This window comes from Tardiphaga sp. GW822-FHT04G09, from assembly GCF_058800725.1.
Genome location: NZ_JBXAMO010000011.1, coordinates 125,548 through 148,249, shown reverse-complemented (window position 1 = coordinate 148,249; position 22,702 = coordinate 125,548). Strand labels below are relative to the sequence as shown.

Annotated in this window: 24 protein-coding genes and 1 pseudogene; 12 read left to right on the top strand and 13 right to left on the bottom strand. The window is 61.6% G+C overall.

The window, feature by feature from the left end; translation table 11 throughout:
* The first annotated feature begins 65 nt into the window (after positions 1 to 65).
* Positions 66 to 1,481 (top strand): 3-isopropylmalate dehydratase large subunit, encoded by a 1,416-nt coding sequence (gene leuC, locus AC1RLZ_RS19535; RefSeq protein WP_371423556.1) that lies wholly within the window; start codon positions 66 to 68, stop codon positions 1,479 to 1,481.
* A gap of 221 nt (positions 1,482 to 1,702) precedes the next feature.
* On the top strand, positions 1,703 to 2,872 hold the full coding sequence (locus tag AC1RLZ_RS19530; protein WP_493189961.1) for a winged helix-turn-helix domain-containing protein: 1,170 nt from the start codon (positions 1,703 to 1,705) through the stop codon (positions 2,870 to 2,872).
* Positions 2,873 to 2,876: 4 nt separating this feature from the next.
* Here AC1RLZ_RS19530 and AC1RLZ_RS19525 read toward each other — a convergent pair.
* The 3 genes and pseudogenes from AC1RLZ_RS19525 to AC1RLZ_RS19515 form a co-directional block, all read right to left on the bottom strand.
* A pseudogene (locus AC1RLZ_RS19525) lies at positions 2,877 to 3,571 on the bottom strand (IS5 family transposase).
* A 290-nt stretch (positions 3,572 to 3,861) separates the two neighbouring features.
* Positions 3,862 to 4,443, bottom strand: a complete 582-nt coding sequence (locus AC1RLZ_RS19520; protein ID WP_493189960.1) for a RidA family protein — start codon at positions 4,441 to 4,443, stop codon at positions 3,862 to 3,864.
* 116 nt (positions 4,444 to 4,559) lie between these two features.
* A complete protein-coding gene (locus AC1RLZ_RS19515; protein ID WP_493189959.1) occupies positions 4,560 to 5,534 on the bottom strand; it encodes an SDR family NAD(P)-dependent oxidoreductase in 975 nt (324 codons plus the stop codon).
* A gap of 123 nt (positions 5,535 to 5,657) precedes the next feature.
* Between AC1RLZ_RS19515 and AC1RLZ_RS19510 the strand changes: the two genes are divergently transcribed.
* The gene (locus AC1RLZ_RS19510) at positions 5,658 to 6,290 is read left to right on the top strand and encodes a TetR/AcrR family transcriptional regulator (RefSeq protein ID WP_493189958.1); all 633 of its coding nucleotides are present in this window, start codon (positions 5,658 to 5,660) and stop codon (positions 6,288 to 6,290) included.
* Between the two features lie 267 nt (positions 6,291 to 6,557).
* On the opposite strand, the gene AC1RLZ_RS19505 is transcribed toward AC1RLZ_RS19510, so the two are convergent.
* From AC1RLZ_RS19505 to AC1RLZ_RS19495, 3 genes are all read right to left on the bottom strand, one after another.
* Complete coding sequence (locus AC1RLZ_RS19505; RefSeq protein WP_493189957.1) at positions 6,558 to 7,169, bottom strand: hypothetical protein; 612 nt, start codon at positions 7,167 to 7,169, stop codon at positions 6,558 to 6,560.
* 311 nt (positions 7,170 to 7,480) lie between these two features.
* Complete coding sequence (locus AC1RLZ_RS19500; protein WP_493189956.1) at positions 7,481 to 7,939, bottom strand: hypothetical protein; 459 nt, start codon at positions 7,937 to 7,939, stop codon at positions 7,481 to 7,483.
* A 162-nt stretch (positions 7,940 to 8,101) separates the two neighbouring features.
* A complete protein-coding gene (locus tag AC1RLZ_RS19495; RefSeq protein ID WP_371423560.1) occupies positions 8,102 to 8,395 on the bottom strand; it encodes a hypothetical protein in 294 nt (97 codons plus the stop codon).
* Positions 8,396 to 8,639: 244 nt separating this feature from the next.
* Between AC1RLZ_RS19495 and AC1RLZ_RS19490 the strand changes: the two genes are divergently transcribed.
* On the top strand, positions 8,640 to 8,852 hold the full coding sequence (locus AC1RLZ_RS19490) for a hypothetical protein (protein WP_493189955.1): 213 nt from the start codon (positions 8,640 to 8,642) through the stop codon (positions 8,850 to 8,852).
* Positions 8,853 to 8,916: 64 nt separating this feature from the next.
* Here AC1RLZ_RS19490 and AC1RLZ_RS19485 read toward each other — a convergent pair whose 3' ends face one another.
* Positions 8,917 to 9,213, bottom strand: a complete 297-nt coding sequence (locus AC1RLZ_RS19485) for a hypothetical protein (protein ID WP_493189954.1) — start codon at positions 9,211 to 9,213, stop codon at positions 8,917 to 8,919.
* Positions 9,214 to 9,408: 195 nt separating this feature from the next.
* Here AC1RLZ_RS19485 and AC1RLZ_RS19480 point away from each other — a divergent pair, with 195 nt between their 5' ends.
* The 3 genes from AC1RLZ_RS19480 to AC1RLZ_RS19470 are packed head-to-tail and all read left to right on the top strand — an operon-like array spanning position 9,409 to position 11,299.
* Complete coding sequence (locus tag AC1RLZ_RS19480; RefSeq protein ID WP_493189983.1) at positions 9,409 to 9,852, top strand: metallopeptidase family protein; 444 nt, start codon at positions 9,409 to 9,411, stop codon at positions 9,850 to 9,852.
* 28 nt (positions 9,853 to 9,880) lie between these two features.
* A complete protein-coding gene (leuD, locus tag AC1RLZ_RS19475; RefSeq protein WP_149529478.1) occupies positions 9,881 to 10,486 on the top strand; it encodes a 3-isopropylmalate dehydratase small subunit in 606 nt (201 codons plus the stop codon).
* Between the two features lie 21 nt (positions 10,487 to 10,507).
* Positions 10,508 to 11,299: a glycosyltransferase family 32 protein gene (locus AC1RLZ_RS19470; protein ID WP_493189953.1), complete on the top strand. Its 792-nt coding sequence runs from the start codon at positions 10,508 to 10,510 to the stop codon at positions 11,297 to 11,299.
* Positions 11,300 to 11,537: 238 nt separating this feature from the next.
* Here AC1RLZ_RS19470 and AC1RLZ_RS19465 read toward each other — a convergent pair whose 3' ends face one another.
* The gene (locus AC1RLZ_RS19465; protein WP_493189952.1) at positions 11,538 to 12,416 is read right to left on the bottom strand and encodes an HpcH/HpaI aldolase/citrate lyase family protein; all 879 of its coding nucleotides are present in this window, start codon (positions 12,414 to 12,416) and stop codon (positions 11,538 to 11,540) included.
* A 187-nt stretch (positions 12,417 to 12,603) separates the two neighbouring features.
* Between AC1RLZ_RS19465 and AC1RLZ_RS19460 the strand changes: the two genes are divergently transcribed.
* Positions 12,604 to 13,242 (top strand): carbonic anhydrase, encoded by a 639-nt coding sequence (locus AC1RLZ_RS19460; RefSeq protein ID WP_371423566.1) that lies wholly within the window; start codon positions 12,604 to 12,606, stop codon positions 13,240 to 13,242.
* 162 nt (positions 13,243 to 13,404) lie between these two features.
* Here AC1RLZ_RS19460 and AC1RLZ_RS19455 read toward each other — a convergent pair whose 3' ends face one another.
* Complete coding sequence (locus AC1RLZ_RS19455; RefSeq protein WP_371423567.1) at positions 13,405 to 14,439, bottom strand: aspartate-semialdehyde dehydrogenase; 1,035 nt, start codon at positions 14,437 to 14,439, stop codon at positions 13,405 to 13,407.
* A 115-nt stretch (positions 14,440 to 14,554) separates the two neighbouring features.
* On the opposite strand from AC1RLZ_RS19455, the gene AC1RLZ_RS19450 reads away from it, so the two are divergent.
* Both AC1RLZ_RS19450 and AC1RLZ_RS19445 read left to right on the top strand, forming a co-directional pair.
* On the top strand, positions 14,555 to 15,358 hold the full coding sequence (locus tag AC1RLZ_RS19450; protein ID WP_493189982.1) for a hypothetical protein: 804 nt from the start codon (positions 14,555 to 14,557) through the stop codon (positions 15,356 to 15,358).
* Between the two features lie 202 nt (positions 15,359 to 15,560).
* Positions 15,561 to 15,938, top strand: coding sequence for a hypothetical protein (locus tag AC1RLZ_RS19445; RefSeq protein ID WP_371423569.1), 378 nt, complete (start codon positions 15,561 to 15,563; stop codon positions 15,936 to 15,938).
* A 76-nt stretch (positions 15,939 to 16,014) separates the two neighbouring features.
* Here AC1RLZ_RS19445 and leuB read toward each other — a convergent pair whose 3' ends face one another.
* Positions 16,015 to 17,127, bottom strand: coding sequence for a 3-isopropylmalate dehydrogenase (gene leuB, locus AC1RLZ_RS19440; RefSeq protein ID WP_493189951.1), 1,113 nt, complete (start codon positions 17,125 to 17,127; stop codon positions 16,015 to 16,017).
* Positions 17,128 to 17,289: 162 nt separating this feature from the next.
* Here leuB and AC1RLZ_RS19435 point away from each other — a divergent pair, with 162 nt between their 5' ends.
* Complete coding sequence (locus tag AC1RLZ_RS19435) at positions 17,290 to 18,453, top strand: YbfB/YjiJ family MFS transporter (RefSeq protein ID WP_493189981.1); 1,164 nt, start codon at positions 17,290 to 17,292, stop codon at positions 18,451 to 18,453.
* Here the strand turns inward: AC1RLZ_RS19435 and AC1RLZ_RS19430 are convergent.
* From AC1RLZ_RS19430 to AC1RLZ_RS19420, 3 genes are all read right to left on the bottom strand, one after another.
* The gene (locus AC1RLZ_RS19430) at positions 18,440 to 19,222 is read right to left on the bottom strand and encodes a molybdopterin-dependent oxidoreductase (protein WP_493189950.1); all 783 of its coding nucleotides are present in this window, start codon (positions 19,220 to 19,222) and stop codon (positions 18,440 to 18,442) included. The genes AC1RLZ_RS19435 and AC1RLZ_RS19430 overlap by 14 nt on opposite strands.
* Before the next feature lie 11 nt (positions 19,223 to 19,233).
* Positions 19,234 to 19,869 carry a cytochrome b/b6 domain-containing protein gene (locus tag AC1RLZ_RS19425; RefSeq protein WP_493189949.1) on the bottom strand — a complete coding sequence of 212 codons (636 nt, stop codon included), beginning with the start codon at positions 19,867 to 19,869 and terminating at the stop codon, positions 19,234 to 19,236.
* Positions 19,870 to 20,124: 255 nt separating this feature from the next.
* Positions 20,125 to 20,712 (bottom strand): fasciclin domain-containing protein, encoded by a 588-nt coding sequence (locus AC1RLZ_RS19420; protein WP_371423573.1) that lies wholly within the window; start codon positions 20,710 to 20,712, stop codon positions 20,125 to 20,127.
* A gap of 407 nt (positions 20,713 to 21,119) precedes the next feature.
* Between AC1RLZ_RS19420 and AC1RLZ_RS19415 the strand changes: the two genes are divergently transcribed.
* A complete protein-coding gene (locus AC1RLZ_RS19415) occupies positions 21,120 to 22,634 on the top strand; it encodes a malonate--CoA ligase (RefSeq protein WP_493189948.1) in 1,515 nt (504 codons plus the stop codon).
* Positions 22,635 to 22,702 lie beyond the last annotated feature (68 nt).

Here is a 22,702-nt window from a genome sequence, read left to right as displayed (position 1 = left end):
CGTCAAACCGGCCCGCTTTCAGCAGCACGCAACTGATCCTAAGTTTTCTTTCGAGGCCTGAACTCATGACCGACTCTGCAAAACCGACCACCCTGTACGACAAGATCTGGAACGATCATCTGGTGTATGAAGCCGACGATGGTACGGCGCTGCTCTATATCGATCGCCATCTGGTGCATGAAGTCACAAGCCCGCAGGCTTTCGAAGGCCTGCGCGCCGCGGGCCGCCGTGTGCATGCGCCGGAGAAGACACTCGCTGTCGTCGATCACAACGTGCCGACCACGGATCGCACGAAGCCCAATCCCGATCCGGAAAGCGCCGAGCAGATCGCGACGCTGGCCGAGAATGTGCGCGAGTTCGGCATCGAATATTACAACGAGTTCGACAAGCGTCAGGGCATCGTTCACGTCATCGGACCCGAGCAGGGCTTTACGCTGCCGGGCACGACGATCGTTTGCGGTGACAGCCACACCTCGACGCATGGCGCATTCGGCGCACTTGCGCATGGCATCGGCACGTCGGAAGTCGAGCACGTCCTGGCGACGCAGACGCTGATCCAGAAGAAGGCCAAGAACATGCGCGCCACCGTCGATGGCGTGCTGCCCGAGGGCGTCACCGGCAAGGACATCATCCTGGCCATCATCGGCGAGATCGGTACCGCCGGCGGCACCGGCTATGTGCTGGAATATGCCGGCGAGGCGATCCGTGCGCTGTCGATGGAAGGCCGCATGACGGTCTGCAACATGTCCATCGAAGGCGGTGCCCGCGCCGGCCTGATCGCACCTGACGAGAAGGCCTATGAATTCCTCAAGGGCCGTCCGATGTCGCCGAAGGGCGACATGTGGGAGCAGGCTATGCGCTACTGGGAAACGCTCCGCTCCGACGAAGGCGCGCATTTCGATCACGAGATCCGTCTCGACGCCGCCAAGCTGCCGCCCATCGTCACCTGGGGCACATCGCCGGAAGACGTCATCTCGATCACCGGCAAAGTACCGAACCCGGCTGATATCGCCGACGAAGCCAAGCGTCTCTCCAAGGAGCGCGCACTGGCCTATATGGGCCTGACCGCAGGCACCAAGATCACCGATATCAAGCTGGATCGCGTCTTCATCGGCTCCTGCACCAATGGCCGCATCGAGGATTTGCGCGCCGCGGCCAAGGTCGTCGACGGCAAGACCGTCAACGGTCATGTCTCGGCGATGATCGTGCCGGGCTCGGGTCTGGTGAAGGAGCAGGCGGAAGCCGAAGGCCTCGACAAGATCTTCCTGAAGGCCGGCTTCGAATGGCGCGAGCCGGGCTGCTCCATGTGCCTGGCGATGAACCCGGACAAGCTGGCGCCGGAAGAGCGCTGCGCGGCGACCTCGAACCGCAACTTCGAGGGCCGTCAGGGCCACAAGGGCCGCACCCATCTGGTGTCGCCGGCAATGGCTGCTGCGGCGGCGATCGCGGGGCACTTCGTCGATATCCGCGAGTGGCACTGATTTAGCCGGCTCGTCATTCCGGGGCAGGCCGGGCCGCGTAGCGGATCGGCATGAGCCCGGAATGAGTCCAGCTTCTTCGTCGCTGGGCATCAGCAGGTGATGAACACTTCAAGATTCCCCGCCACTCCAATTGGAGTGGCTGAGGTTCGCATTTCAGCGGCTACGCCGCTTTCATGCGCCCCCGGAATGACAGTCGAAGCCATCCGGGCTACCTTTGCGCCATGCCGCGCATCGCTTCGAATCCCGTTGAAATCACCACCGCCGCCGCCCGCCGCATCTGGCTGCGCGCACAGCGGCTCGATGCACGTGCGCCGTTCGGCGATGGCGCAGAGGCAGTGAAAGCAGCGGTTGCGCATCTCGGCTATGTGCAGATCGATACCATCCATGTGATCGAGCGCAGCCATCATCACATCCTGTTCTCGCGCATCCCCAACTACAAACGCGCGGATCTCAGGCAGGCGCAGACGCACGACAAGAGCGTGTTCGAATACTGGACCCACGCGCTGGCCTATGTGCCGACCGACGATATCGGCTTCTTCGTACCGGATATGAAATACTATCGCCGAGAGGGCCATGGCTGGTTCGCATCGGTGACGCCGGCTGACAAGCGCAAGGTCATGCGGCTGGCGAAAGCCGGCCCGTTGTCGATCCGCGATATCGATGACGACGTCCTGCGCGAGAAGGATCACGAATGGGCCAGCCGCAAGCCGTCGAAGCGCGCATTGCAGCTGGCGTTCTATGAGGGCTACCTCACGATCTCGGAACGGCAGGGCATGCTGAAGACCTATGACCTTCTGCTGCGGCATTTCGGCTGGGACAGGCTGCCGAAGGCGGCCACGTCAGCGCAGAAAGTAACTTACTTGCTGGATCGGGCGCTGCGGTCGCAGGGCATCGTCAGTCTGGATTCGATCTGCCATCTGGATGCCCCGAGCAAGGCCGGCATAGGCAAGCTGATTGAAGCGCGGCTGCGCAAGGGTGAGCTGGTGGCCGTCGCGCTCGATGGCGCCGGCAAGCAGGAGCACTGGACGACGCCCGCAGCGCTCGAAAACACCAGCGAAGGCAAGCAGGGGCTGGTGCATGTGCTGTCGCCGTTCGATCCGCTGGTGATCCAGCGCAAGCGCACCAATTTGTTCTTCGGCCACGACCATCGCTTCGAGGCCTATGTGCCGAAAGAAAAGCGCCAGCTCGGCTATTTCGCGCTGCCGGTGCTGGTGGACGATCAGATCGTCGCGGCCGTCGATCTCAAGACCGATCGGCAGAAGCGCAAACTGCTGATGCAGCAATGGAGCTGGGTCGGCGATGGCGCGAAACCGAAAACGCCGCGCAAGGAATGGAAGCGGCGCATCGAGGAAGAGCTCGGGCGGTTCGAGGCGTTTCAGCTCGGGGAGTGAGCGACTAGGGCGCGGACTCATAACGCGCGGCCAGCCACAGGCGGATTGATGCGAGTTGGACGAAGGCAAGGTAGTTTTCTGCAAGCCTGTCGTAGCGCGTCGCCACCCGACGGCACTGCTTGATTTTGTTGAAGAATCGTTGGACGAGGTTACGAGCGCGATAGAGGTACGGGCTAAAGCAGATCGGATCGCGGCGATTGCTTTTCGGCGGGATGTTGGCCCACGCGCCCTTCTTCATGGCAAGCTCCCTGATCCAGTCGGCATTGATCCGGATTTGAGACGAGACAGCAGCTTTCCGGCAAGTCGAACGTCGTGCGCCTCACCGGGGCTCAACGCAAGCCGTATCGGTAGACCATTGCTATCGACCACCGCGTGGATTTTGCTTGTCATACCGCCGCGTGACCTTCCCATCGATTGGCGCTGGTTCCTTGTGATACAGGCCCCATGTTGATGCACGCGAACAATAGACGTGTCGATCATCTGCACGGCAGCATCATGGGCACCGGCCAGCGCGCTCATGAGCTTGGCCCACACGCCCGCCCGTCGCCAGCGAACGAACCGATTGTAACAGGTCGTGTACGGACCGAAGTTCTCTGGCAGGTCGCGCCACGGCGCCCCGGATCGCAAGACCCAGAAGATGCCATTGAGGACACGACGGTCATTCACTCGTGGCACGGCGCGCGACTTATTCGGCAGCATCGGCTTAATGGCAAACCACTCATAGTCCGTGAGTTCGTGCGCATGATTCGGCCCCTTCGTTGGGTGGCTTGAATCATGGCTCGGCTGTCAAGCTCAACTGGTCGCTATGCACTCGAAAGCGGACCTATTATGCTCTCCTTGAGTTTTGTCGTTCATGACCCTGAACAGACATGTTGCGATGTCACGGCTTCAGGGGCGCGGTAATATGTCGGCGAAATAGGCTAGCTGCCGACACGCGTGCTTCCGCCCTTGAACGCGCCAGCCGAAGTTCGATGGCCGTGAACGGTATTTCACTCTTCAGGGAGACGCACCACCATTTCAATCTCGACCTTGATTTCAGGCTTATAGAGTGCCTGGACGCCAATCGTCGTGATGCTGGGCATCGCGTCTCCGACCAGTTTACGTAAAGGGTCGATGGCCTCCCCGAAAGTTTCCATGGTCGCGTTCACGACGTAGACACGCAGCATAACAATGTCATGCGCTGACGCTTTCAATTCCTTGAGTGCGGCGGCGAGGCTGGCGGTTGCAAGCTTTGCCTGGCCAGCGAGGTTTTCGGGCACGCCCTCACCGCCAGGCGTCGAGGCGATCTGGCCGGACAGGAAGGCGAGTCGGCCTGGTTCCGCGACACTGATGTGCGACCACCCGAGCGATGCCATATCCCACATTTCTGGCGGGTTGCGGCGGCTCACCGATGCCGATGGACGAGACGGAATGCGTGCGGTGCCGTCAATGTTCGAGTCCAGCGACGCGACCGTTGTGAGAATGGACGGCGCCGTATCACGGCTTTGGCGCAGTTCCTCCTTTAGTTCTCCCACCTCCCATTCCAAGCGTTCGATGCGATCGAGAGTGTAGTCAAAGCTGCTGTTGTCCATCGCTTCTATCCAGGCGAAGACGGCCGCGAGCGCGCGACGTAGTTTCCCTCGCTGTGGGACTAGATGGTTGGCTGTAGCTGTCATCAGAATTGGCTCCTTAAGATTCGGGCGCTCCCTCAGGACACCGCGCTCAAGGATGCGGGGTGAGACAAGTCGACACCGGAGATGTTGACGACGGCCTGCCACGCGGCTTCCTGGTTGGCGCTGTCGTGGAGGTGTGGCTGCCGCTGCACCTCCATCGGGCCTGAGAACTTCCCTTGAGCCGAGGCGAAGAAATGCCCTGAGACGTCGGTTCCGAACTCCGACGCCTGAAGGTAGCGACGGGCCGCGGTCTCCGGCGTCTGATTCATGCCGGGAATGAGGTTCACGATTGGAATCATCAGATACTTCAACAACGGGCCAGCGTTTCGCGCCACGTTGGTGGCGTTCGACGCACCGGGCGACACGGCGTACACGGCCATGCTGGAGGGTAGCCGGCGCGCCAGCGCCGCGACCCACCAAGCGACAATGAGCTTCGCGTCGGCATACGCATTGTTGGGCGCGTACTTCACGTGCGGCCCGTTGCGGATTAGGGCTTCCACAGCGGCGGTATGGTCGTCCCGGAAACATCTGGCCGCTAAGGCGGGCACGTCGGTGTATTTGAACATGGGGACGCCCCCGCGGGCAGGCTCCGCGCTGGCGATAACGATTCGCGCGTTGGGGCTCAGCAGGTTGGCGCGAAGCAAGCCGACAGTTAGTTGATGATGGCCGATCAGCGGGGCCTGAGAAGCCTCGATGCCCGCCGCAGTGATCACGCGCGCCTTGCCAGGGACCATCCCTGCATTGAGCAGCAGGAAATCGATCTGCCGACCTCGCTTGACGAGCTCGGCGAGCGCGGACTGAACGCTGAGCGGCTTGTCCATGTCCAGCGCCAACGGCGTGAAGACCTTTCGTTTGGTCTCAGCCGCGAGTTGTGCGGCCGTTTCCCGGATCTGAGCCGCGCCGCGCCCAGTGATGATGATCTCGCGCCATCCCTCTTCGGCAAGTAGGCGGGCTGCCGCATGACCGAGCCCGGAGGTGGCGCCGGTGACGAGAGCGATCGAATGTTGCATGGGCGGCTCCGGGGTGAGGGGTAACGTCGAAGGAGCCGCCGCGCTAGGGGCCGCCTTGTCATTTTCGAACTATTCGGTTATATATTCGCGCCTAGAGGTCGCGGTCAAGGAATTTCAAACTAAATGTTTCAAAAAGCTGAGAGGCCCCGTGGACGCCCACGTAGCTTCGACGAGAGCGCCGCACTGGAAAAGGCGACCCGGGTGTTCCGCTTGAAAGGCTACGACGGAGCGACGATCGACGATCTCGTCGCAGGCATGGGTGTGGGACGGCCAAGTCTGTATTCCGTCTTCGGGGACAAGCGGACGATATTTTTGCGTGTCCTTCGGGCATACGCAGAGGCAAAGGGCGCTCGCGCTGCGAAGGCACTGTCCTCGCCGCCGGCTCTTCGCGACTCGCTCGTCGGCTTCCTGAGGCATGCCGTAGAAAGTGCGACCGAGGAAGGATCAGCCCCAGGATGTCTTCTAGTGTGCGTCGCGCCCCTCGTAGACGACGCTGAGGTCAGACAGTTACTAAAGGACGCCGTCGCTGGCGGCGTGGCGCTGGTGAAACGCCGGTTCTGCGAAGCGATCAGCGCGGGAGAAGTACCGTCTGACTTTCCCGTAGCCGCGCGCGCGAGCCAGGTGCTCGACCTGTCGCGCGGTCTGACCGTGCGTGCGCAGATGGGCACGCCGCGCAAGGAGCTCCTCAGAGACGCCGAAGAAGCGGCCGACTTGGTGCTCCTGCCGCGACGTGGAAATGCGACCCGAAAACGTTGATGCCGGATGGCGTGAACGTCGATCTAAGATTTCATCCGGCACCGATTGAACGATATCGTTCGGCGTCGCAGAGGGGATTGCATGCCGCTTCAGTTCCGGTTTTGGCACTTCTCGGAAGTCCGACAATGTCTGCTTTCGCGCCGCTGTTGGAGGACAAGCGGACATCAAACGCGCCTACGCTTAGCACCAGATTTTATGAGTACGCACCCTAGCACTCAGTCGTCATGGCCGGGCCAAGCCCGGCCATGACGACGTGTTTGGTAAGGCTCACCAATAGATATGGAACCGATGGTGGTGCCGCCAGTGGCGGTGATGCCAGGGGCGATACCGGCAGATCTTCCGTGGGCCGTAATAGGTCCAGACGATCCGGCAGAAGCGGCGCGGTTGGTAGTAGCGCGGCCCGTAATAATAGGTCGGTCCGTAATAGCCGTAAAAACGCGGTCGGAAGTGGTGACGATGACCGTAATAGCGCACCGGCGCGAAGTGACGGTAGCCGCCATGGAATACGGGGGCGCGTCGGAAGCCGCCGCCGACAAAGGCCGGGCCCGGACGGAAACCGCCGCCGCCGCGGAACGCAGGCGCTACGGCACGGAATCCTCCGCCGCCACCGCCGCCCCGAAACGCCGGCATGCCGCCGCCGCGAAATCCGCCGCCGCCTCCGCCATGGAAGGCGTGACCGCCACCGCCGCCACCGCCGCGGAAACCTCCACCGCCACCGCCGCCGTGTCCACCGCGATGCTGAACCTGCGTGAGCAGCGCGTCGCTCGCGTGCCTGGCTGTGGGTGCCGCGCCGGGATTGATCAGTGAGACTGCCCGCGCCGATGGTGTCAGCGATATCATCATCGCTGCGGCGGCAGCCACGCCAAGCGAGCGCGTCATGAATTGACTGATCGCAAAACCTCGTTCGGTATTCAGGACAGGTTGTCGATTTTGAACATCTCTCATTGGAAACATCCTCCCTCGATCAGCGCATGGGACATCGTCCGCGCAAACCTGACGGCACAGGTCCCCGCTTGCGCCAACGATATGTTTGCGCATGGTCGTGTCATGTGAGTTGTCGCACCTTGACCGAAAATTAAGGATGCTGATCTGAACGCGTCATGAATAACGCAGGCACGAGCCGCGCGGCACGCACAAAAAAACAGGCGCCGCAAAGGGCGCCTGTCGGTGTCGTCTGGAGATGCTGGAATTTACCAGCGGCCGAAGCTGAAGCCGACACTGAGCGGGCCGCCGCCGAAACCGAAGCCCGGGCCATAACCATAGGCGCCGTATGGATGATAACCGCCGTAATAGCCGTAGGGCCGGTAGCCGTATCCGCCATAGTAAGCAGGACGGTAGGCATAGGGACGTCCGTAATAGGCGGGACCGTAATAGGAGCGGTACGGACGATAGCCGTATCCGTAGCCATAGCGCGGGCCGTAATAGCTGCGATACCCATAGTGCCGGTGGCCGTAGTGGCGATGTCCGAAGTGATGGCGATGGTGGACGTGACGATGACGCCGCTGCGCGCTGAAGTCCGTCGCTTTCGCCTTGTTGTCTGGCGCAGCCTTGTGTGTCGTCTGCGCGTCGGCCAATGCGGGGGCGCTTGCAAATGCGCCGCCGAGTGAAAGTGTTGCAGCCATCATGGCTGCACCTATCCAGTTCTTCATGATCATTCCTTGCCTCGATCGCTTCTCATCGATCGTCTTCGTCGCCTTCACCCCATAACGCATATAGCTGCAATGATTTCCCGCGACAGACCGACGCGGTCAACATCTTGTTAAAGCAAACAGGCGCGCTTGCGCACGCCTGTTTGGACTTTGGAGAGAGTCTCAGTAGCGCCCGCCGTGACGGCGCACGTGGTGCGGCCGGTGCCAGCCATGATGGCGGCGGACGTGATGCGGGCGATGCCAGCCGTGGTGACGGCGCATGCCGTGATGCGGGCGATAGCCGCGATTGTGGTGATGACGATACTGAACCTCAGTCGTCAGTTTCTCGCCGCCGCCCTGAACCGACGCAGCGATGCCGGGGCTGTTCAGCGAAACGGCGTTCGCCTGTTGCGTCGGCGCTGCGACGAACAGCAATCCTGCGATGGCGGCAAGGCCGAAAAACTTCTTCACGTTCATGTGTTCTCTCCTGAGTCTGCTGCGTTCATGTCGAGATGCAGCTTCACGAATGGATCATCGCCCATGCCAGCAACGCTAGGGTTTGAGAGGTGAACGCGATGTGAATGCGGCGTGAGCGATATGACGCGGCGGCGGACTGTCGCAGTTGTGGAACCAATGCGCCCGGTCGCGTCATCGTGACGTGTGTTGCAAAACCAGTCTGCCGCAGGAGGTGTATCTCGATCAGGCAATGATGGAGGCCATCATGATGCGTTTGATCTCGACGATCGTCCTCGTATCCGGCGGTCTGAATCTGTGGATCGAAGGGACGCAGGCGTCGCAGGGCCCCGGTGTGATGCATGGCACCGCCGGCACGACGACCCAGCTCGCCATGGCGGTCATCGTCTATGGCGGCTCGGCGATGGTGATTGCGGCAGGTCTGATCGGTGCCGTACGGCAGCGCCGGATACGCGGTTAGTTTTTTGCCTTGACGCGTTTTCTCGGCGCGAACCGGTACCCACTTCGCTCGAAAACGCTCTCGTTCAGCCGCGGCGCCAGTAGCAGTTCATCCGGGGCACGATCACGGTGCCGCTCGGGCGATATTCCTGCACCAGATTGGCGGTGCAGTCGCGCACGGCATTCGGGCCGGGATTGTAGCTCGGATAAACGCCGCGCTCATCGGGCGTGCGATAGATGCGGACGCGCGGGCGGGCCCGGCGGGGCTGAACGTTGTCGCCGGATTGGGCGACTTGAATGGCCGTCTGCGCCTGTGCGGTGTCGGCCATGGGCAAGCCGCCGAGCGTAACCGCCAATCCCAGTGTTGCCATCATGATCCGCATCTTAACGCCCCAAACCGCCATAGGCATGATCCCGAAAAGTGGATGCCGATTTCCGGCGACAAACGGGTTCGTTTGTCGAGGGATCATGCTTCGAAGAACGCCGCAAAGTCTCCGATTGACGCCCGCCCGTCAACCGTTGGGACCGGACTGTACCGGCGCATTGCCATGTCACGGGAATTGGCTAGACAGGGAAACATGTGGCACCAGGCAAAAGCACCCGATCTCGCGGAAATGGAGGACATGACCCATGCCATGCTCGCCCTTCTGCCGGAGGATTTCCGCAAGCTCTGCGCGGGCGTGATTATCCGGGTCGATGACTTCCCCACGGACGAGGTGCTGGAGGAGATGCAGGCCGAGACCGAATTCGACCTGCTCGGCCTGTTCCAGGGCGTCGGTCTGCCGTTCCAGAGCCACGATAACACTGGCCAGTTGCCCAACATGATCTGGCTGTATCGCCGGCCGATCCTGGATTACTGGGCAGAACACGACGAAACCCTCGGTCATATCGTCCGCCACGTGCTGATCCACGAGATCGGCCACCATTTCGGGCTCTCGGACGCCGATATGGAGGCGATCGAAGCGCAGGTGACTGACGAGGCTGCAGAAATGCCGCTTGGAGCGCAGCCCCGATCGGGCTAAAAAGCCCGCTCAATCGAGGACCTTTGCCATGGACAAGTTCACCACGCTGGAAGGCGTCGCGGCGCCGCTGAAGATCATCAATGTCGATACCGACATGATCATCCCGAAGCAGTATCTGAAGACCATCAAGCGCACCGGCCTCGGCAAGGGCCTGTTCTCGGAAGCGCGCTATCTCGATGACGGCAGCGAGAACCCGGATTTCGTCCTCAACAAGCCTGCCTATCGCAATGCCAAGATCATGGTGGCCGGCGACAATTTCGGCTGCGGTTCGTCGCGCGAACACGCGCCCTGGGCGCTGCTGGACTTCGGCATCCGCTGCGTGATCTCGACCTCGTTCGGCGACATCTTCTACAACAACTGCTTCAAGAACGGCGTGCTGCCGATCCGCGTCTCCCAGAAGGATCTCGATGCGCTGTTCGATGATGCCGAGCGCGGAGCCAATGCGACGATCACCATCGATCTGCCGAATCAGGAAATCCGCGGTCCCGATGGCGGCACGGTGAAGTTCGAGATCGATCCGTTCCGCAAGCACTGCCTGCTCAACGGTCTCGACGATATCGGCCTGACGATGGAGAAGAAGGCTTCCATCGACAGCTACGAAGCCAAGGCCAAGACCGCGCGCGCCTGGGCCTGATCTCATATCGGAAGGTGACGCGTGATTCCTGACGTCGTCACCTTTTGGGAGGGCCCGCTCGATGCGCTGCGCAGGCTGTGCCTGAGATCGCAGGTTGGGGCCGGCCACCGCGTCACCCTCTACAGTTTTGCGCCGATACCCGATCTGCCAAATGGCGTGAGCAATGCCGACGCGGAAGCCGTGTTGCCGCGGGCTTTTGCTGAGCGGCTGCGCCCGTCAGCTCCCAACGGCGCGTGGGTTGGCTGGACCCCGTTGCAGTTCAGCGATTTCTTTCGCATCCGGCTGATGGCCGAAGGTCTTGGCCTCTGGCTCGATGCGGATGTGCTGCTGCTGAAGCCCATCGAGATCGATCCGGCAAAGCCTTATTTCGCCTGGGAGAAGCGACGTCAGCTCGGTAACTCGGTGCTGTATCTGCCGCCTGACGATCCGATCGTGGCGGCGTTCGAGGCGCTGATCAAGCAGGACGAGTTGACGCCCGACTGGATGTCACTGCGCCATCGCCTCACTTTCGCATGGCGCAAGCTGCGTGATCGTTCGAAGCGCGCCAGCGACGTCCGCGTTGCGATCTTCGGTCCGGCATCGCTGACAGCGCTGGCGAAACGCCACGGCTCCCAGCATCACGCGCTGCCGCGGAAGTCGTATTATTCCGTTCACGCGGAGCCGACGCTGTTCTTCGAGCCGTCAGATTTTGCGACGCTGGTTGGCGATCCCCAAATATTGGGCTTCCACATCTCGCCGAAGGGACGCGGCAAGGACGCGCCGGTGCCGGGGAGTTTCTATGCTTGGGCGACGCAGCGGGTCGGCGCACGTTAGTATCAGCCTTTGAATCTCCAAATTTCGCGCAACGGCCCGCGGTATCCCTCCCCCTTGCGGGGAGGGTCGGCCGAACCTGACGATGCGAAGCATCGTTCAGGTGGAGGCCGGGGTGGGGGTGCCACACGTGAGAGCATCGCCTGTGGCACCCCACCCGTCGCGCTGCTCGCTGCGCTCGCAACGCGCCACCCTCCCCGCAAGGGGGAGGGTGAAGAAAGCGCGTCGTTGCTGACTGGTACTAGCTCCCCATCGCCGCGATCGCGTCCGAAATCGCGATCGTGCGTTTTGCCATGTCCGCATGCAGGCGCTCGACCATCTTGCCGTCGAGCTGGATCGCGCCGCGCTTGGCATTCTCGGGCTGCTCGAAGGCGGCGATGATGCGGCGGGCCTGGGCGACTTCGTCATCCGGTGGCGTGAACACCTTGTTGCAGGCTTCGATCTGGCTTGGATGGATCAGCGTCTTGCCGTCGAAGCCGATGTCGCGGCCCTGTTCGGCTTCGGCAATGAAGCCCTCGGTATCGCTGAAATTGCTGTAGGGGCCATCGAGGATCTCGAGGCCGTACAGCCGGGTCGCCAGTACGCAATGGGTGATCATGCCAAGCATCGCGGCGCGGCCGGGCATCATGCGGATGCGGGTCTCGCGGGCGATGTCGTTGGGGCCGAACACGAAACCGGCGAGGCGATTTTCCGAGTCCCTGGAGGCGGCCGCGAGTTCCTCTGCATGGAGGATCGCGCGCGAGGTCTCGATCATGGCCCAGACCTTGATCGACATGTCGGCGCCGATGTCGCTGAGGCGATCGGCCACTGCCGCGAGATCCTCGAGGCTGGAAATCTTCGGCACCAGGATGCCGTCGGGCTTGGCCTTGCCGGCCATGGTGACGTCGTCGATCCACCACGGCGAATCCAGTGCATTGATGCGGATGATAACTTCGCGCTTGCCGAAGCCGCCGGCGGCCAGTGTCTGCGCGATAGCGTCGCGCGCCGTTCCCTTGGCGTCCGGTGCCACGGCGTCTTCGAGGTCGAGGATGATGCCGTCAGCGGCCACGGTACGGGCCTTCTCCAGCGCACGCGGATTCGAGCCGGGCATGAACAAATGGCTGCGGCGCGGACGGATCATGGCGTCATTTCCCTGTAAGTATGGCCTGTTCGTTATTCAGGCATTCGCGATAACATTTCGGCACGCCGCCCGGAAGGCTTGTTCGCGCTGGCGTCCTATGGTTATCCGTGAGGACGTATGTTTGAGCGTGATCTCTCGACAAACGAACCCGCTTGTCGAGAAATCATGCTCCGAACGAGGCAGACCCATGACAGCATCATTTCCGAAGCAACTCATCGCCGGCTACCAGACCTTTACATCGGAGCGTTTGCCGACCGAACAATCGCGGTTCCGCGAATTATCGGAAAAGGGCCAGTCGCCGGAAGTGATGGTGATCGGCTGCTGCGACTCGCGGGTGTCGCCGGAGGTGATCTTCGACGCCAGCCCCGGCGAGCTGTTCGTGGTGCGGAACATCGCGAACCTCGTGCCGGTCTATCAGCCCGATGGCGGCGCACATGGCGTCTCGGCGGCGCTGGAATACGCGGTGCAAGTGTTGAAGGTGAAGCACATCGTGGTGCTTGGCCACGCGCAATGCGGCGGCATCCGCGCTTTCGTCGACAATGCGGCACCGCTGTCGCCAGGCGACTTCATCGGTCGCTGGATGTCGATGTTCATCAAGCCCGACGAGAAGGTCGAGATCCGCGAGCACGAGGCGTTCCAGGATTTCGTCACCCGTATCGAAAAGGCCGCTGTATTCCGCAGCCTTGAGAACCTGATGACGTTCCCCTTCGTGAGCAGCAAGGTCGCGAAGGGCGAACTCGAATTGCACGGCGCCTATTTCGGTGTGGCAGTCGGTTCGCTGTCAGTGCTGGATAAGGTCGCGAAAGAGTTTCGGCCGGTCGCCTGAGGCAATCGTCGCGGCCGTAGGATGGGTAGAACGCAGCGAAACCCATCGCTTTCCCTGCACTGGGTAATGGGTTTCGCGACGACGCTCACCCCATCCTGCGCTCAAACAAAAAAGCCGGATGCAAAGCATCCGGCTTTTGATTGTTTGGGATCGAAAATCCGCTTACGCGGCCTTCTTCTTTGCCGTGATCAGCTTGCGGTTGATCAGGCATTCCGCGATCTGCACGGCGTTGAGCGCCGCGCCCTTGCGTAGGTTGTCCGACACGCACCACAGCACGAGACCGTTATCGACCGTCGCATCCGTGCGGATACGGCTGATATAGGTGGCGTCTTCGCCTGCGGCTTCATAGGGCGTCACGTAGCCGCCGGGTTCGCGCTTGTCGATCACGAGGCAGCCTGGCGCATTACGCAGGATATCGCGGGCTTCATCTTCCGAGATCGGATTCTCGAATTCGATGTTGACCGCTTCCGAGTGGCCGACGAACACCGGCACGCGCACGCAGGTCGCGGACATTTTGATTTTGGGATCAAGAATCTTCTTGGTCTCCATCATCATCTTCCACTCTTCCTTGGTGTAGCCGTCCTCCATGAACACGTCGATCTGCGGGATGACGTTGAAGGCGATACGCTTCGGGAACTTGTTATTGACCAGCTCGGAGTTGGTGTAGACGGCCTTGGTCTGCGAGAACAACTCGTCCATCGCATCCTTGCCGGCGCCGGACACCGACTGATAGGTCGAGACGACGACGCGCTTGATCGTTGCCCTGTCGTGCAGCGGCTTCAGCGCCACCACGAGCTGCGCCGTCGAGCAGTTCGGGTTGGCGATGATGTTCTTCTTGGCGAAGCCATCAACGGCCGAGGCGTTCACTTCCGGCACGATCAACGGCACGTCCGGGTCCATGCGCCAGGTCGACGAGTTGTCGATCACGACGGCACCGGCAGCGCCGATCTTCGGCGACCATTCCTTGGACACGGCTCCGCCGGCCGACATCAGGCAGATGTCGACGTCGCTGAAGTCATAGGTCGCAAGGTCTTTGCATTTCAGGGTTCTGTCGCCGAAGGAAACCTCAACGCCCATGCTGCGGCGGGACGCAAGCGCCACGACCTCGTCAGCGGGGAATTTACGTTCGTCCAGAATGCTGAGCATTTCACGCCCGACATTGCCGGTCGCTCCGACCAGCGCGACTTTGTAACCCATCGTTCACTCTCCGAAGAAAAATCCTTCACCCCCGCCTATCGCGGAAAGGGAAGAGCCGCGCTTCTATGCGAGAAACGTCGCAAAGACAACGTCCTAAGCGTGTTTGCGTGTGTTGATGCGTTCAATTTTGGTCCCGCGCTACCCAAAATCCCGCAATGTCCATCCGGCCCTGCACACCCTCGCCGACGACTGCGGTGCCATCGCCGTGCGTCTGCTCGCCTATATGGGGGCGCTGGCACTGGTTGTCATGGCCGCGGTTACGGTTTTCGATGGACTGGAATTCGACCTCAGCAGCGAACCGGTCGCCAAAGCCGGTTGGAGCGTTGCCAGCCGCTCTTATCCCGCTTTTGCAGTTAGTCAGTTCGATTCATCAGGCAAAACAGTCTCTTACGAGATTTTGAGACACCCCGACGGCGGCCGGAAGGATGTCCTGCGCTGGTCTTCGCCTGGAGAGCCACCTGTGGCCGAACTGGAATTGTATCGCCCCGGCGCTGAAGCTGACCGGGCAGGGCTGGCGGCGGCGGACATCGCGCGCCGGATGGACACCGGAGGCGTTTGGGACGTAGTGGGCGAGGGCATCATCGACAGCAAATTCGGGCCGGTCGCCCTGATGGGCTTTGCCGACCGGTTGAAGGACGGCAAGCGCTGCCTTGGCTTCATGAAGACGCTGGATGCCTCCAATCTCCGGATTTTCGGCTGGTCATGCCAGGGCGACGGCCTGCCGGCGCGGCGGGCGGCTATCGCCTGCACGCTGAACCGGCTGGTGCTGCTGACCGCCGGCAACGAACCCCGGCTGCAGGAGGCCTTTGCCCAGGCCGAGTTGAAGCGGGCAGGCTGCATCAGCGGCGCGGCGCTGTCGGCGACGTCGGCCGATTGGGTCACCGGCGCCCAGAACCCGCCGCTGCGCGGCAGCCTGTGACCATCTTCGTGATGGGCAGGACCAAGACCTTGGATTACATGCAACATTCGGCCATACCGCGCATTATATCGGCGACTGTGGCCGGATAGACCTTGTGGCCGGATACCCCGGCCAGCTAAATTGACCACAAATCGGATTTGCCGACTCGTCTGAAGACTGCCGATCTTCCGACTGCCGATATTCTGACCGCAATGAGGACCTGATGACCCTGAAATTCCCCGCCGCGAAAACTCTCGCCATGTTGTTCGCGACGGTTGCCGTCATCGCGACCGCCGTTGCCGCCTCGCCGGCCGATGCCGCCACCAAGAAGAAGGTCCGTGTTTCTGACCGTGACGCTGTTTATGGCGCGCGCGGCCCGAACGTGTCCTATCAGCAGGGCCGCACCCGCGTTTACGTGACGCGTCGCTCCTGGCTCGATGCCGGCGTCGAAGTGCTTCCGGGCGATCGTAAATTCACCGATTACGCCTATCCGCCCGGCTACTCCTTCGCCCGCGATAACAACAACCGTTCGCTGGACCGCAGCCCGCTCAATTCGCAGTGGGATCTCGGCGGCTATCCCGAGCGCTTCCCGCTCTACTGAGCGCAGCGATATCTGAATACGAAAATGCCCGGCTTAGCCGGGCATTTTTTTTGTTTGGGGAGGTTCGAGCGGACGCTTAAGCGTGCAGCGCCTGCAGTTCCGTCAGCAGCGCTTCGCCCATGCCTGACGTGCTCACCACCGTTGAGCCCTCGGACTTGATATCAGCGGTGCGCAGGCCCTTGGCGAGGACGGCGGCGATGGCCTGGTCGACCTTGTCGGCCAACTCACCCATCTCCAGCGAATAGCGCAGCGCCATGCCGAAGGAGGCGATCATGGCCAGCGGGTTGGCCATGCCCTTGCCGGCAATGTCTGGCGCCGAGCCATGCACGGGCTCATACATCGCCTTGCGCTTTTGGGTCTTGGCATCGACTTCGCCGAGCGAGGCCGAGGGCAGCATGCCAAGCGAGCCGGTCAGCATCGCTGCGATGTCGGAGAGCATGTCGCCGAACAGATTGTCGGTGACGATGACGTCGAACTGCTTCGGCCACTTCACCAGATTCATGCCACCGGAATCGGCGAGCTGATGTTCGAGCGTGACATCCTTGTATTCGCGGCCATGGACCTGCGTCACGACCTCGTTCCACAACACGCCGGATTTCATGACGTTGCGCTTCTCCATCGACGTCACCTTGTTCTGGCGCTTGCGGGCCAGATCGAAAGCGACGCGCGCGATGCGCTCGATTTCATAGGTGTCGTAGACCTGCGTGTCGACGGCGCGCTTCTGGCCGTTGCCGAGATCGGTGATGGTCTTCGGCTCGCCGAAATAGACGCCGCCGGTGAGTTCGCGCACGATCATGATGTCGAGGCCTTCGACGACCTCGCGCTTCAGGCTCGATGATTCCGCCAGCGCCGGATAGCAAACCGCAGGGCGCAGATTGGCAAACAGGCCAAGATCCTTGCGCAGGCGCAGCAGGCCGGCCTCGGGCCGATGCTCGTAAGGTACATTGTCCCACTTCGGGCCACCAACGGCGCCGAAGATGATGGCATCGGCCGCATCCGCCTTGGCCATGGTGGCATCGGTGATGGGGAGCTTGTCGGCATCATAGGCGGCGCCGCCAACCAGGCCGTTCTCGATCGTGAACCTGGCGATGCCCTGGGCATCGATCCAGTCGATCAGGCGCTTCACTTCGGCCATCACTTCGGGGCCGATGCCGTCGCCGGGGAGAAGAAGCAATTTGTGCGTTGCCATAATCAAGTGCCCTTGCAATCCGTTATTGATTGCCGCGAGTGCTAGGACGTCATTGCAGGAATGGCAAGACAGTGTTGCCGAAGGGATGATTGCGGCTTCCGTGAAACCTGCGACATTGCCGGCGCAGCGGAGATCCCCGTGACGTCACCTGTGCCTTCCCCGATGCGCCGTAACCCGGCGTTGCTGATTCTCGTCCTGTCGCTCGCACCGGCCATCGGGCTTGGAATCGGCCGCTTCGCCTATTCGCTGGTGTTGCCCGATATGCGCGACAGCCTGCAGTGGTCGTATTCGGCTGCGGGCTTCATGAATACCGTCAATGCTGCCGGCTATCTCGCCGGCGCACTGGTCGCGGCCGGGCTCGGCAGGCGCTTCGGTCTGCTCGCAGTGATTCAGGGCGGCACGGTGGCCTGCGTGATGTCGCTCATCGTTTGCGGCGTCACTGCAGATTTTACATTGCTGAGTATCGCGCGACTGGTCACGGGCTTTGGCGCGGCGATTTCCTTTGTCGCCGGCGGCGCGCTCGCCGCGACCATCGGCCTCGCTTATCCCGAACGCTCATCCTATCTGCTGAGTCTGTTTTATGCGGGACCCGGCATGGGCATCCTGCTGTCGGGTCTGATCGCGCCGTTCGTGCTGCAGGGCTTCGGCGCCGGCTCGTGGTGGATCGTCTGGCTCATCCTCGGGCTCGTGTCGGTCGTGATCGGCCTGCCGTTGCTACGCCCGCACGTCGATGCATCCGATGACACGTCAAAGGTCGACGAAGCGCCGCTCGCGCTCCGTCCGATGTGGATCTACCTCATTGCCTATTTCCTGTTTGGCGCCGGCTACATTGCCTACATGACATTCATGATCGCCTATGTGCGTGATGGCGGCGGCAGCGCCGTGGCCCAGAGTGCGTTCTGGTGTCTGATCGGGGTCAGCTCGTTTGCTTCGCCCTGGCTCTGGCGCGGCGTGCTCGCGCGGGGCCGGAGCGGTCGTGCCATGGCAATTATTCTGGGTACCAATGCAGTGGGCGCGGCAATGCCGCTGCTGGGGCATTCGCCTGTCGTGCTCGGCATCTCTGCCGCAGTGTTCGGCGTCGCATTTTTTGCAGTGGTTGCAGCAACCACGGCCTTCGTGCGCTTCAACTATCCTCGCGCGGCATGGTCAAAGGCTATCGCGGCCGTGACGATTGTATTCGGCATCGGCCAGACTCTGGGCCCGATCGCGGTGGGGGCCATTACGGATGCGACGGGAAGTCTGACGTCGGCGCTGGTAGTCTCGGCAGCCACGCTTGCGATCGGCGCTGCGATGTCAATGTTCCAGAAGCCGATCAGCTCCCGCTGAAATCGTTATAGCCCTGATCTTCCCAGTAGCCGCCCTTGTAGTCGTTGGTGACTTCCATCGCGATGACGTATTTCGGATTCTTGAAACCGAGCTTGGTCGGCACGCGGATCTTCATCGGAAAGCCATAGGCTCGCGGCAGGAGCTGGTTGTCGAATTTGAAAGTCATCTGCGTTTGCGGATGCATCGCCGTGGGCATGTCGAGCGAGGTCGCATAATCCTCGGCGCAGCGGAAATGGATCCATTTCGCATTGGTGTCTGCACCAACCAGTTTGAGGAAATCGCGCAGCGGCGTGCCCTGCCAGGAGCCGATGGCGCTCCAGCCCTCGACGCAGATGTGGCGGGTGATCTGCGACACTTCCGGTAGCTTGTGCAGTTCGTCCAGTGTCCAGGACTTCTTGTTTTGCACCAGACCGGAGACTTCGAGTTTCCACGCGTTGCCGTCCACGTTTGGCGCGTCGTCTTCTGCGTAGAAGGCGTTGAACGGAAATGGACGCTTGATGTCCTTCTCGGAATAGGTCGGTGCCAGCGTATTCGGATTGAAGATCTTGGCCTGCACCATGTCGTTGAACTTCGACATATGTGTCAGCAGGTTCTCGGCCGATAGGCTGTCGCTCACGTCGCAACCGGTGAGCAGTGTCAGCGCGCCGAAGCTTGCACCCGACGCGATGAAACGGCGGCGCGACAGGTCGGGCATCAATTTCGTGGCGTCCTTGACGAGGAGGTCCTTGTCGACGCCGGGAATGATGAGCGAGCGGATTTTTCGGATCATGGTCGTGCTCCTCAGCGCCCGATAATCATCGCACGTAGGCTCTTCGGCACGATCAGGGCCAGAGCGACGTGGATAACGAGGAAGCCGACGATGGCTGCCATCATGAAAAAGTGCACATAGCGCGCGGTGTCGTAGCCGCCGAACACAGTGGTGAGGTAATGGAACTGAACCGGCTTCCAGATCGCGAGGCCCGACAGGACGATCAGAATGCCGACCACGATGATCCCGGTGTAGAGCAGCTTCTGCACCTGATTATATTTGGTGAGGTCCTCATGGGAAAGCTTGCCGGTCAGCGCGGCTTTGGTGTCGTCGAGCACGCCTTTTGCCGAGATCGGCAAAAGCTTCTTGCGGAAGCGCCCGGTAACGATGCCGAGGGTGAGATAGACGAGGCCGTTGATCACCAGCAGCCACATGGCGGCGAGGTGCCACATGATGCCGCCGCCGAGCCAGCCACCCAGCGTAATGGATGATGAGAATGTGAAATTGAACAGCGGCGAGGCATTATAGATCTGCCAGCCCGACATGATCATCAGCACGATTGCGACGGCGTTGATCCAGTGCACGACGCGCACCCAGGCGGGCTGGATTACCTTGGTATTCGTAACCTTGGTTGCGGCGCGGTCGCCGGCGGCTGTGATGCTCGACATAGGCATATCCTGGGCTGAGCGGTGGTTCGACGATGCTCGGTGACGCACGTTGTTATCAGTTATACGGCATAACCGGTCGTTCGTTACGGCGGCTCTTGTAACAACCCCGGTCGGGCCGGCTCATCCCGATCACAAAAAAGCGAGCCGGGTTGCCCGGCTCGCTCCTTTTGCGCCCGTGGGACGCGCGCGCATCCTGTGGGGGAAGTCAGGACGCGCGAACGTCGTCGCGCAGAGGCCTGAACTCAGGCCTGGCCACTAGGCCTTCGGCATCAACACGGTATCGACGACGTGAATGACGCCGTTTGACTGGTTGACGTCCGGGATGGTTACGGTCGAGGAACCGCCCTTGGCGTCGACGATCATGACCTTGCCGCCAGAAGCCTTCACGGTCAGCTCTTCGCCCTCCACGGTCTTCAGCTTCTGGCCGTCCTTGAGGTCAGCGGCGTTCAGCTTGCCCGGCACCACATGGTAGGTCAGGATCTTGGTCAGGGTCGCCTTGCTCTCAGGCTTCACCAGCGTGTCGACGGTGCCGGCCGGCAGTTTGCCGAAAGCGGCGTTGGTCGGTGCGAACACTGTGAACGGGCCCTTGCTGGAGAGCGTATCAACCAGACCGGCGGCCTTCACGGCGGCGACCAGCGTGGTGTGGTCCTTGGAGTTAACGGCGTTCTCGACGATGTTCTTCGAGGGGTACATCGGTGCGCCGCCGACCATCACGGTCTTCTCGCCCGACATTTCGCTTTTCATCATCTTCTTGTCTTCGGCCTGCGCGGGGGCAAGCACGGCGCCAGTGATGGCGAGGGTGCTGAATGCGACGGCCGACAGAAGTGCAATGCGTTTGGACATGGATCGTCTCCCGAGTGATGTGAGTGACCAGCGATCTCGCTGGTGCGATGAATGGCATCAACCGCAGCAACCCCCTGGAGGCCAGATTGCGCCGTCGATGTCCGAGCTACGCGAGGCCTCGGGGCCAGTTTCAGGCTATATTTTTTGTTGCCGTTGAAACTTTTGCGGGCGCATCCCGTTCGCGCGAGACAATGATGAGATCGATGCATCGCGTTTGATACAATCAAGCGCGGAAATCGCGGCGGATGGCGCGACCTGAAGGCTGATGCACCAGATGTGGGGCCGTCCCCATGGGGGGATGCGTTGCCTAGATATGGCCATTCTTGCTAAGGAACGGGATGAATTGACGCGATCGTCAGGCTCGCTGCACCGATCGCTCCCGCACTCCTGCACCGCGTGACCTTGCCATGAACGCCAACCTGTTTTCTCGCCTGTTCGACAAACTCGACGATGCCTCGCGTCTCGCCATCGAGACGCCCGAGGGCAAGCACATCAGTTATGGCGATCTGATCGCGCTGACGGGCCAGATGGCCAATGTTCTGGTCGCCCGCGGCGTCAAGCCGGGTGACCGCGTCGCGGCGCAGACCGAGAAGTCTGTGCCTGGTCTGGTGCTGTATCTGGCGACCGTGCGTGCCGGCGCGGTCTATCTGCCGCTCAACACCGCCTATACGCTCAACGAACTCGATTACTTCATTACCGATGCCGAGCCGTCGCTGGTGGTGTGCGATCCCTCCAAGGCGGACGGCTTCGCCGCGATTGCGGCCAGGGTCGGCGCAAAAGTCGAGACGCTGGGGGCCGACGGCAAGGGCTCGCTGACCGATGCGGCGGCCAAGGAAAAGCCGGACTTCCAGACCGTGGAGCGCAAGAACGAGGATCTCGCCGCGATCCTCTATACGTCGGGCACCACCGGCCGCTCCAAGGGCGCGATGCTGAGCCACGACAATCTGGCCTCGAACTCGCTGAGCCTCGTCGAATACTGGCGTTTCACCAGGGACGATGTGCTGATCCACGCGCTGCCGATCTATCACACGCACGGTCTGTTCGTGGCCAGCAACGTGACGCTGTTTGCGCGGGCATCGATGATCTTCCTGCCGAAGCTCGATCCGGAACTCATTATCAAGCTGATGGCCCGGGCCACCGTGCTGATGGGTGTGCCGACCTTCTATACGCGCCTGTTGCAGTCGCCGAACCTGACGAAAGAGACTTGCAGCCACATGCGGCTGTTCATCTCCGGCTCCGCGCCGCTGCTGGCCGATACCCATCGCGAATGGTTCGCGCGCACCGGCCACGCCGTGCTGGAGCGCTACGGCATGACCGAAACCAACATGAACACCTCGAACCCCTATGACGGCGAGCGCGTGCCCGGCGCGGTGGGCTTTCCGCTGCCCGGCGTCTCCGTGCGCGTCACCGATCCGGAGACCGGTAAGGAACTCGAGCGCGACACCATCGGCATGATCGAGGTGAAAGGCCCGAACGTGTTCCAGGGCTATTGGCGGATGCCGGAAAAGACCAAGGCGGAATTCCGTGACGATGGCTTCTTCATCACCGGCGACCTCGGCAAGATCGACGCCAAGGGCTACGTCCACATTCTCGGTCGCGGCAAGGATCTGGTGATCTCCGGCGGCTTCAACGTCTATCCGAAGGAAATCGAGAGCGAGATCGACGCCATGCCGGGCGTGGTTGAGTCCGCCGTGATTGGCGTGCCGCATGCGGATTTCGGCGAGGGCGTCACCGCCGTGGTCGTGAGCGACAAGAAGATCGCGATCGACGAGGCCTCCGTGCTCAAGGCGCTCGAGGGCCAGATCGCCAAGTTCAAGATGCCGAAGCGGGTGATCTTCGTCGATGACCTGCCGCGCAACACCATGGGCAAGGTGCAGAAGAACGTGCTGCGCGACACCTATGGGAAGCTTTACGCGAAGTAAGATGAGGCACTGACGGCGCCTCATACGCTTTTGTCGTCCCCGACCGGGCGGGGACGACATTGAGCCTG

Coding starts and splice junctions, on each gene's coding strand:
- AC1RLZ_RS19510 (WP_493189958.1), top strand. CDS start 5,658: ATGTTTCAAAAAGCTGAGAGGCCCCGTGGACGCCCACGTAGCTTCGAC.
- leuD (WP_149529478.1), top strand. CDS start 9,881: ATGGACAAGTTCACCACGCTGGAAGGCGTCGCGGCGCCGCTGAAGATC.
- AC1RLZ_RS19500 (WP_493189956.1), bottom strand. CDS start 7,939: ATGAAGAACTGGATAGGTGCAGCCATGATGGCTGCAACACTTTCACTC.
- leuB (WP_493189951.1), bottom strand. CDS start 17,127: ATGGCAACGCACAAATTGCTTCTTCTCCCCGGCGACGGCATCGGCCCC.
- AC1RLZ_RS19450 (WP_493189982.1), top strand. CDS start 14,555: ATGCGTTCAATTTTGGTCCCGCGCTACCCAAAATCCCGCAATGTCCAT.
- AC1RLZ_RS19515 (WP_493189959.1), bottom strand. CDS start 5,534: ATGCAACATTCGATCGCTCTCGTCACCGGCGCCACCTCCGGGCTCGGT.
- AC1RLZ_RS19465 (WP_493189952.1), bottom strand. CDS start 12,416: ATGATCCGTCCGCGCCGCAGCCATTTGTTCATGCCCGGCTCGAATCCG.
- AC1RLZ_RS19425 (WP_493189949.1), bottom strand. CDS start 19,869: ATGTCGAGCATCACAGCCGCCGGCGACCGCGCCGCAACCAAGGTTACG.
- AC1RLZ_RS19480 (WP_493189983.1), top strand. CDS start 9,409: ATGTGGCACCAGGCAAAAGCACCCGATCTCGCGGAAATGGAGGACATG.
- AC1RLZ_RS19455 (WP_371423567.1), bottom strand. CDS start 14,439: ATGGGTTACAAAGTCGCGCTGGTCGGAGCGACCGGCAATGTCGGGCGT.
- AC1RLZ_RS19495 (WP_371423560.1), bottom strand. CDS start 8,395: ATGAACGTGAAGAAGTTTTTCGGCCTTGCCGCCATCGCAGGATTGCTG.
- AC1RLZ_RS19445 (WP_371423569.1), top strand. CDS start 15,561: ATGACCCTGAAATTCCCCGCCGCGAAAACTCTCGCCATGTTGTTCGCG.
- AC1RLZ_RS19485 (WP_493189954.1), bottom strand. CDS start 9,213: ATGCGGATCATGATGGCAACACTGGGATTGGCGGTTACGCTCGGCGGC.
- AC1RLZ_RS19435 (WP_493189981.1), top strand. CDS start 17,290: ATGCGCCGTAACCCGGCGTTGCTGATTCTCGTCCTGTCGCTCGCACCG.
- AC1RLZ_RS19505 (WP_493189957.1), bottom strand. CDS start 7,169: ATGACGCGCTCGCTTGGCGTGGCTGCCGCCGCAGCGATGATGATATCG.
- AC1RLZ_RS19460 (WP_371423566.1), top strand. CDS start 12,604: ATGACAGCATCATTTCCGAAGCAACTCATCGCCGGCTACCAGACCTTT.
- AC1RLZ_RS19420 (WP_371423573.1), bottom strand. CDS start 20,712: ATGTCCAAACGCATTGCACTTCTGTCGGCCGTCGCATTCAGCACCCTC.
- AC1RLZ_RS19530 (WP_493189961.1), top strand. CDS start 1,703: ATGCCGCGCATCGCTTCGAATCCCGTTGAAATCACCACCGCCGCCGCC.
- AC1RLZ_RS19430 (WP_493189950.1), bottom strand. CDS start 19,222: ATGATCCGAAAAATCCGCTCGCTCATCATTCCCGGCGTCGACAAGGAC.
- AC1RLZ_RS19520 (WP_493189960.1), bottom strand. CDS start 4,443: ATGGACAACAGCAGCTTTGACTACACTCTCGATCGCATCGAACGCTTG.
- AC1RLZ_RS19490 (WP_493189955.1), top strand. CDS start 8,640: ATGATGCGTTTGATCTCGACGATCGTCCTCGTATCCGGCGGTCTGAAT.
- leuC (WP_371423556.1), top strand. CDS start 66: ATGACCGACTCTGCAAAACCGACCACCCTGTACGACAAGATCTGGAAC.
- AC1RLZ_RS19415 (WP_493189948.1), top strand. CDS start 21,120: ATGAACGCCAACCTGTTTTCTCGCCTGTTCGACAAACTCGACGATGCC.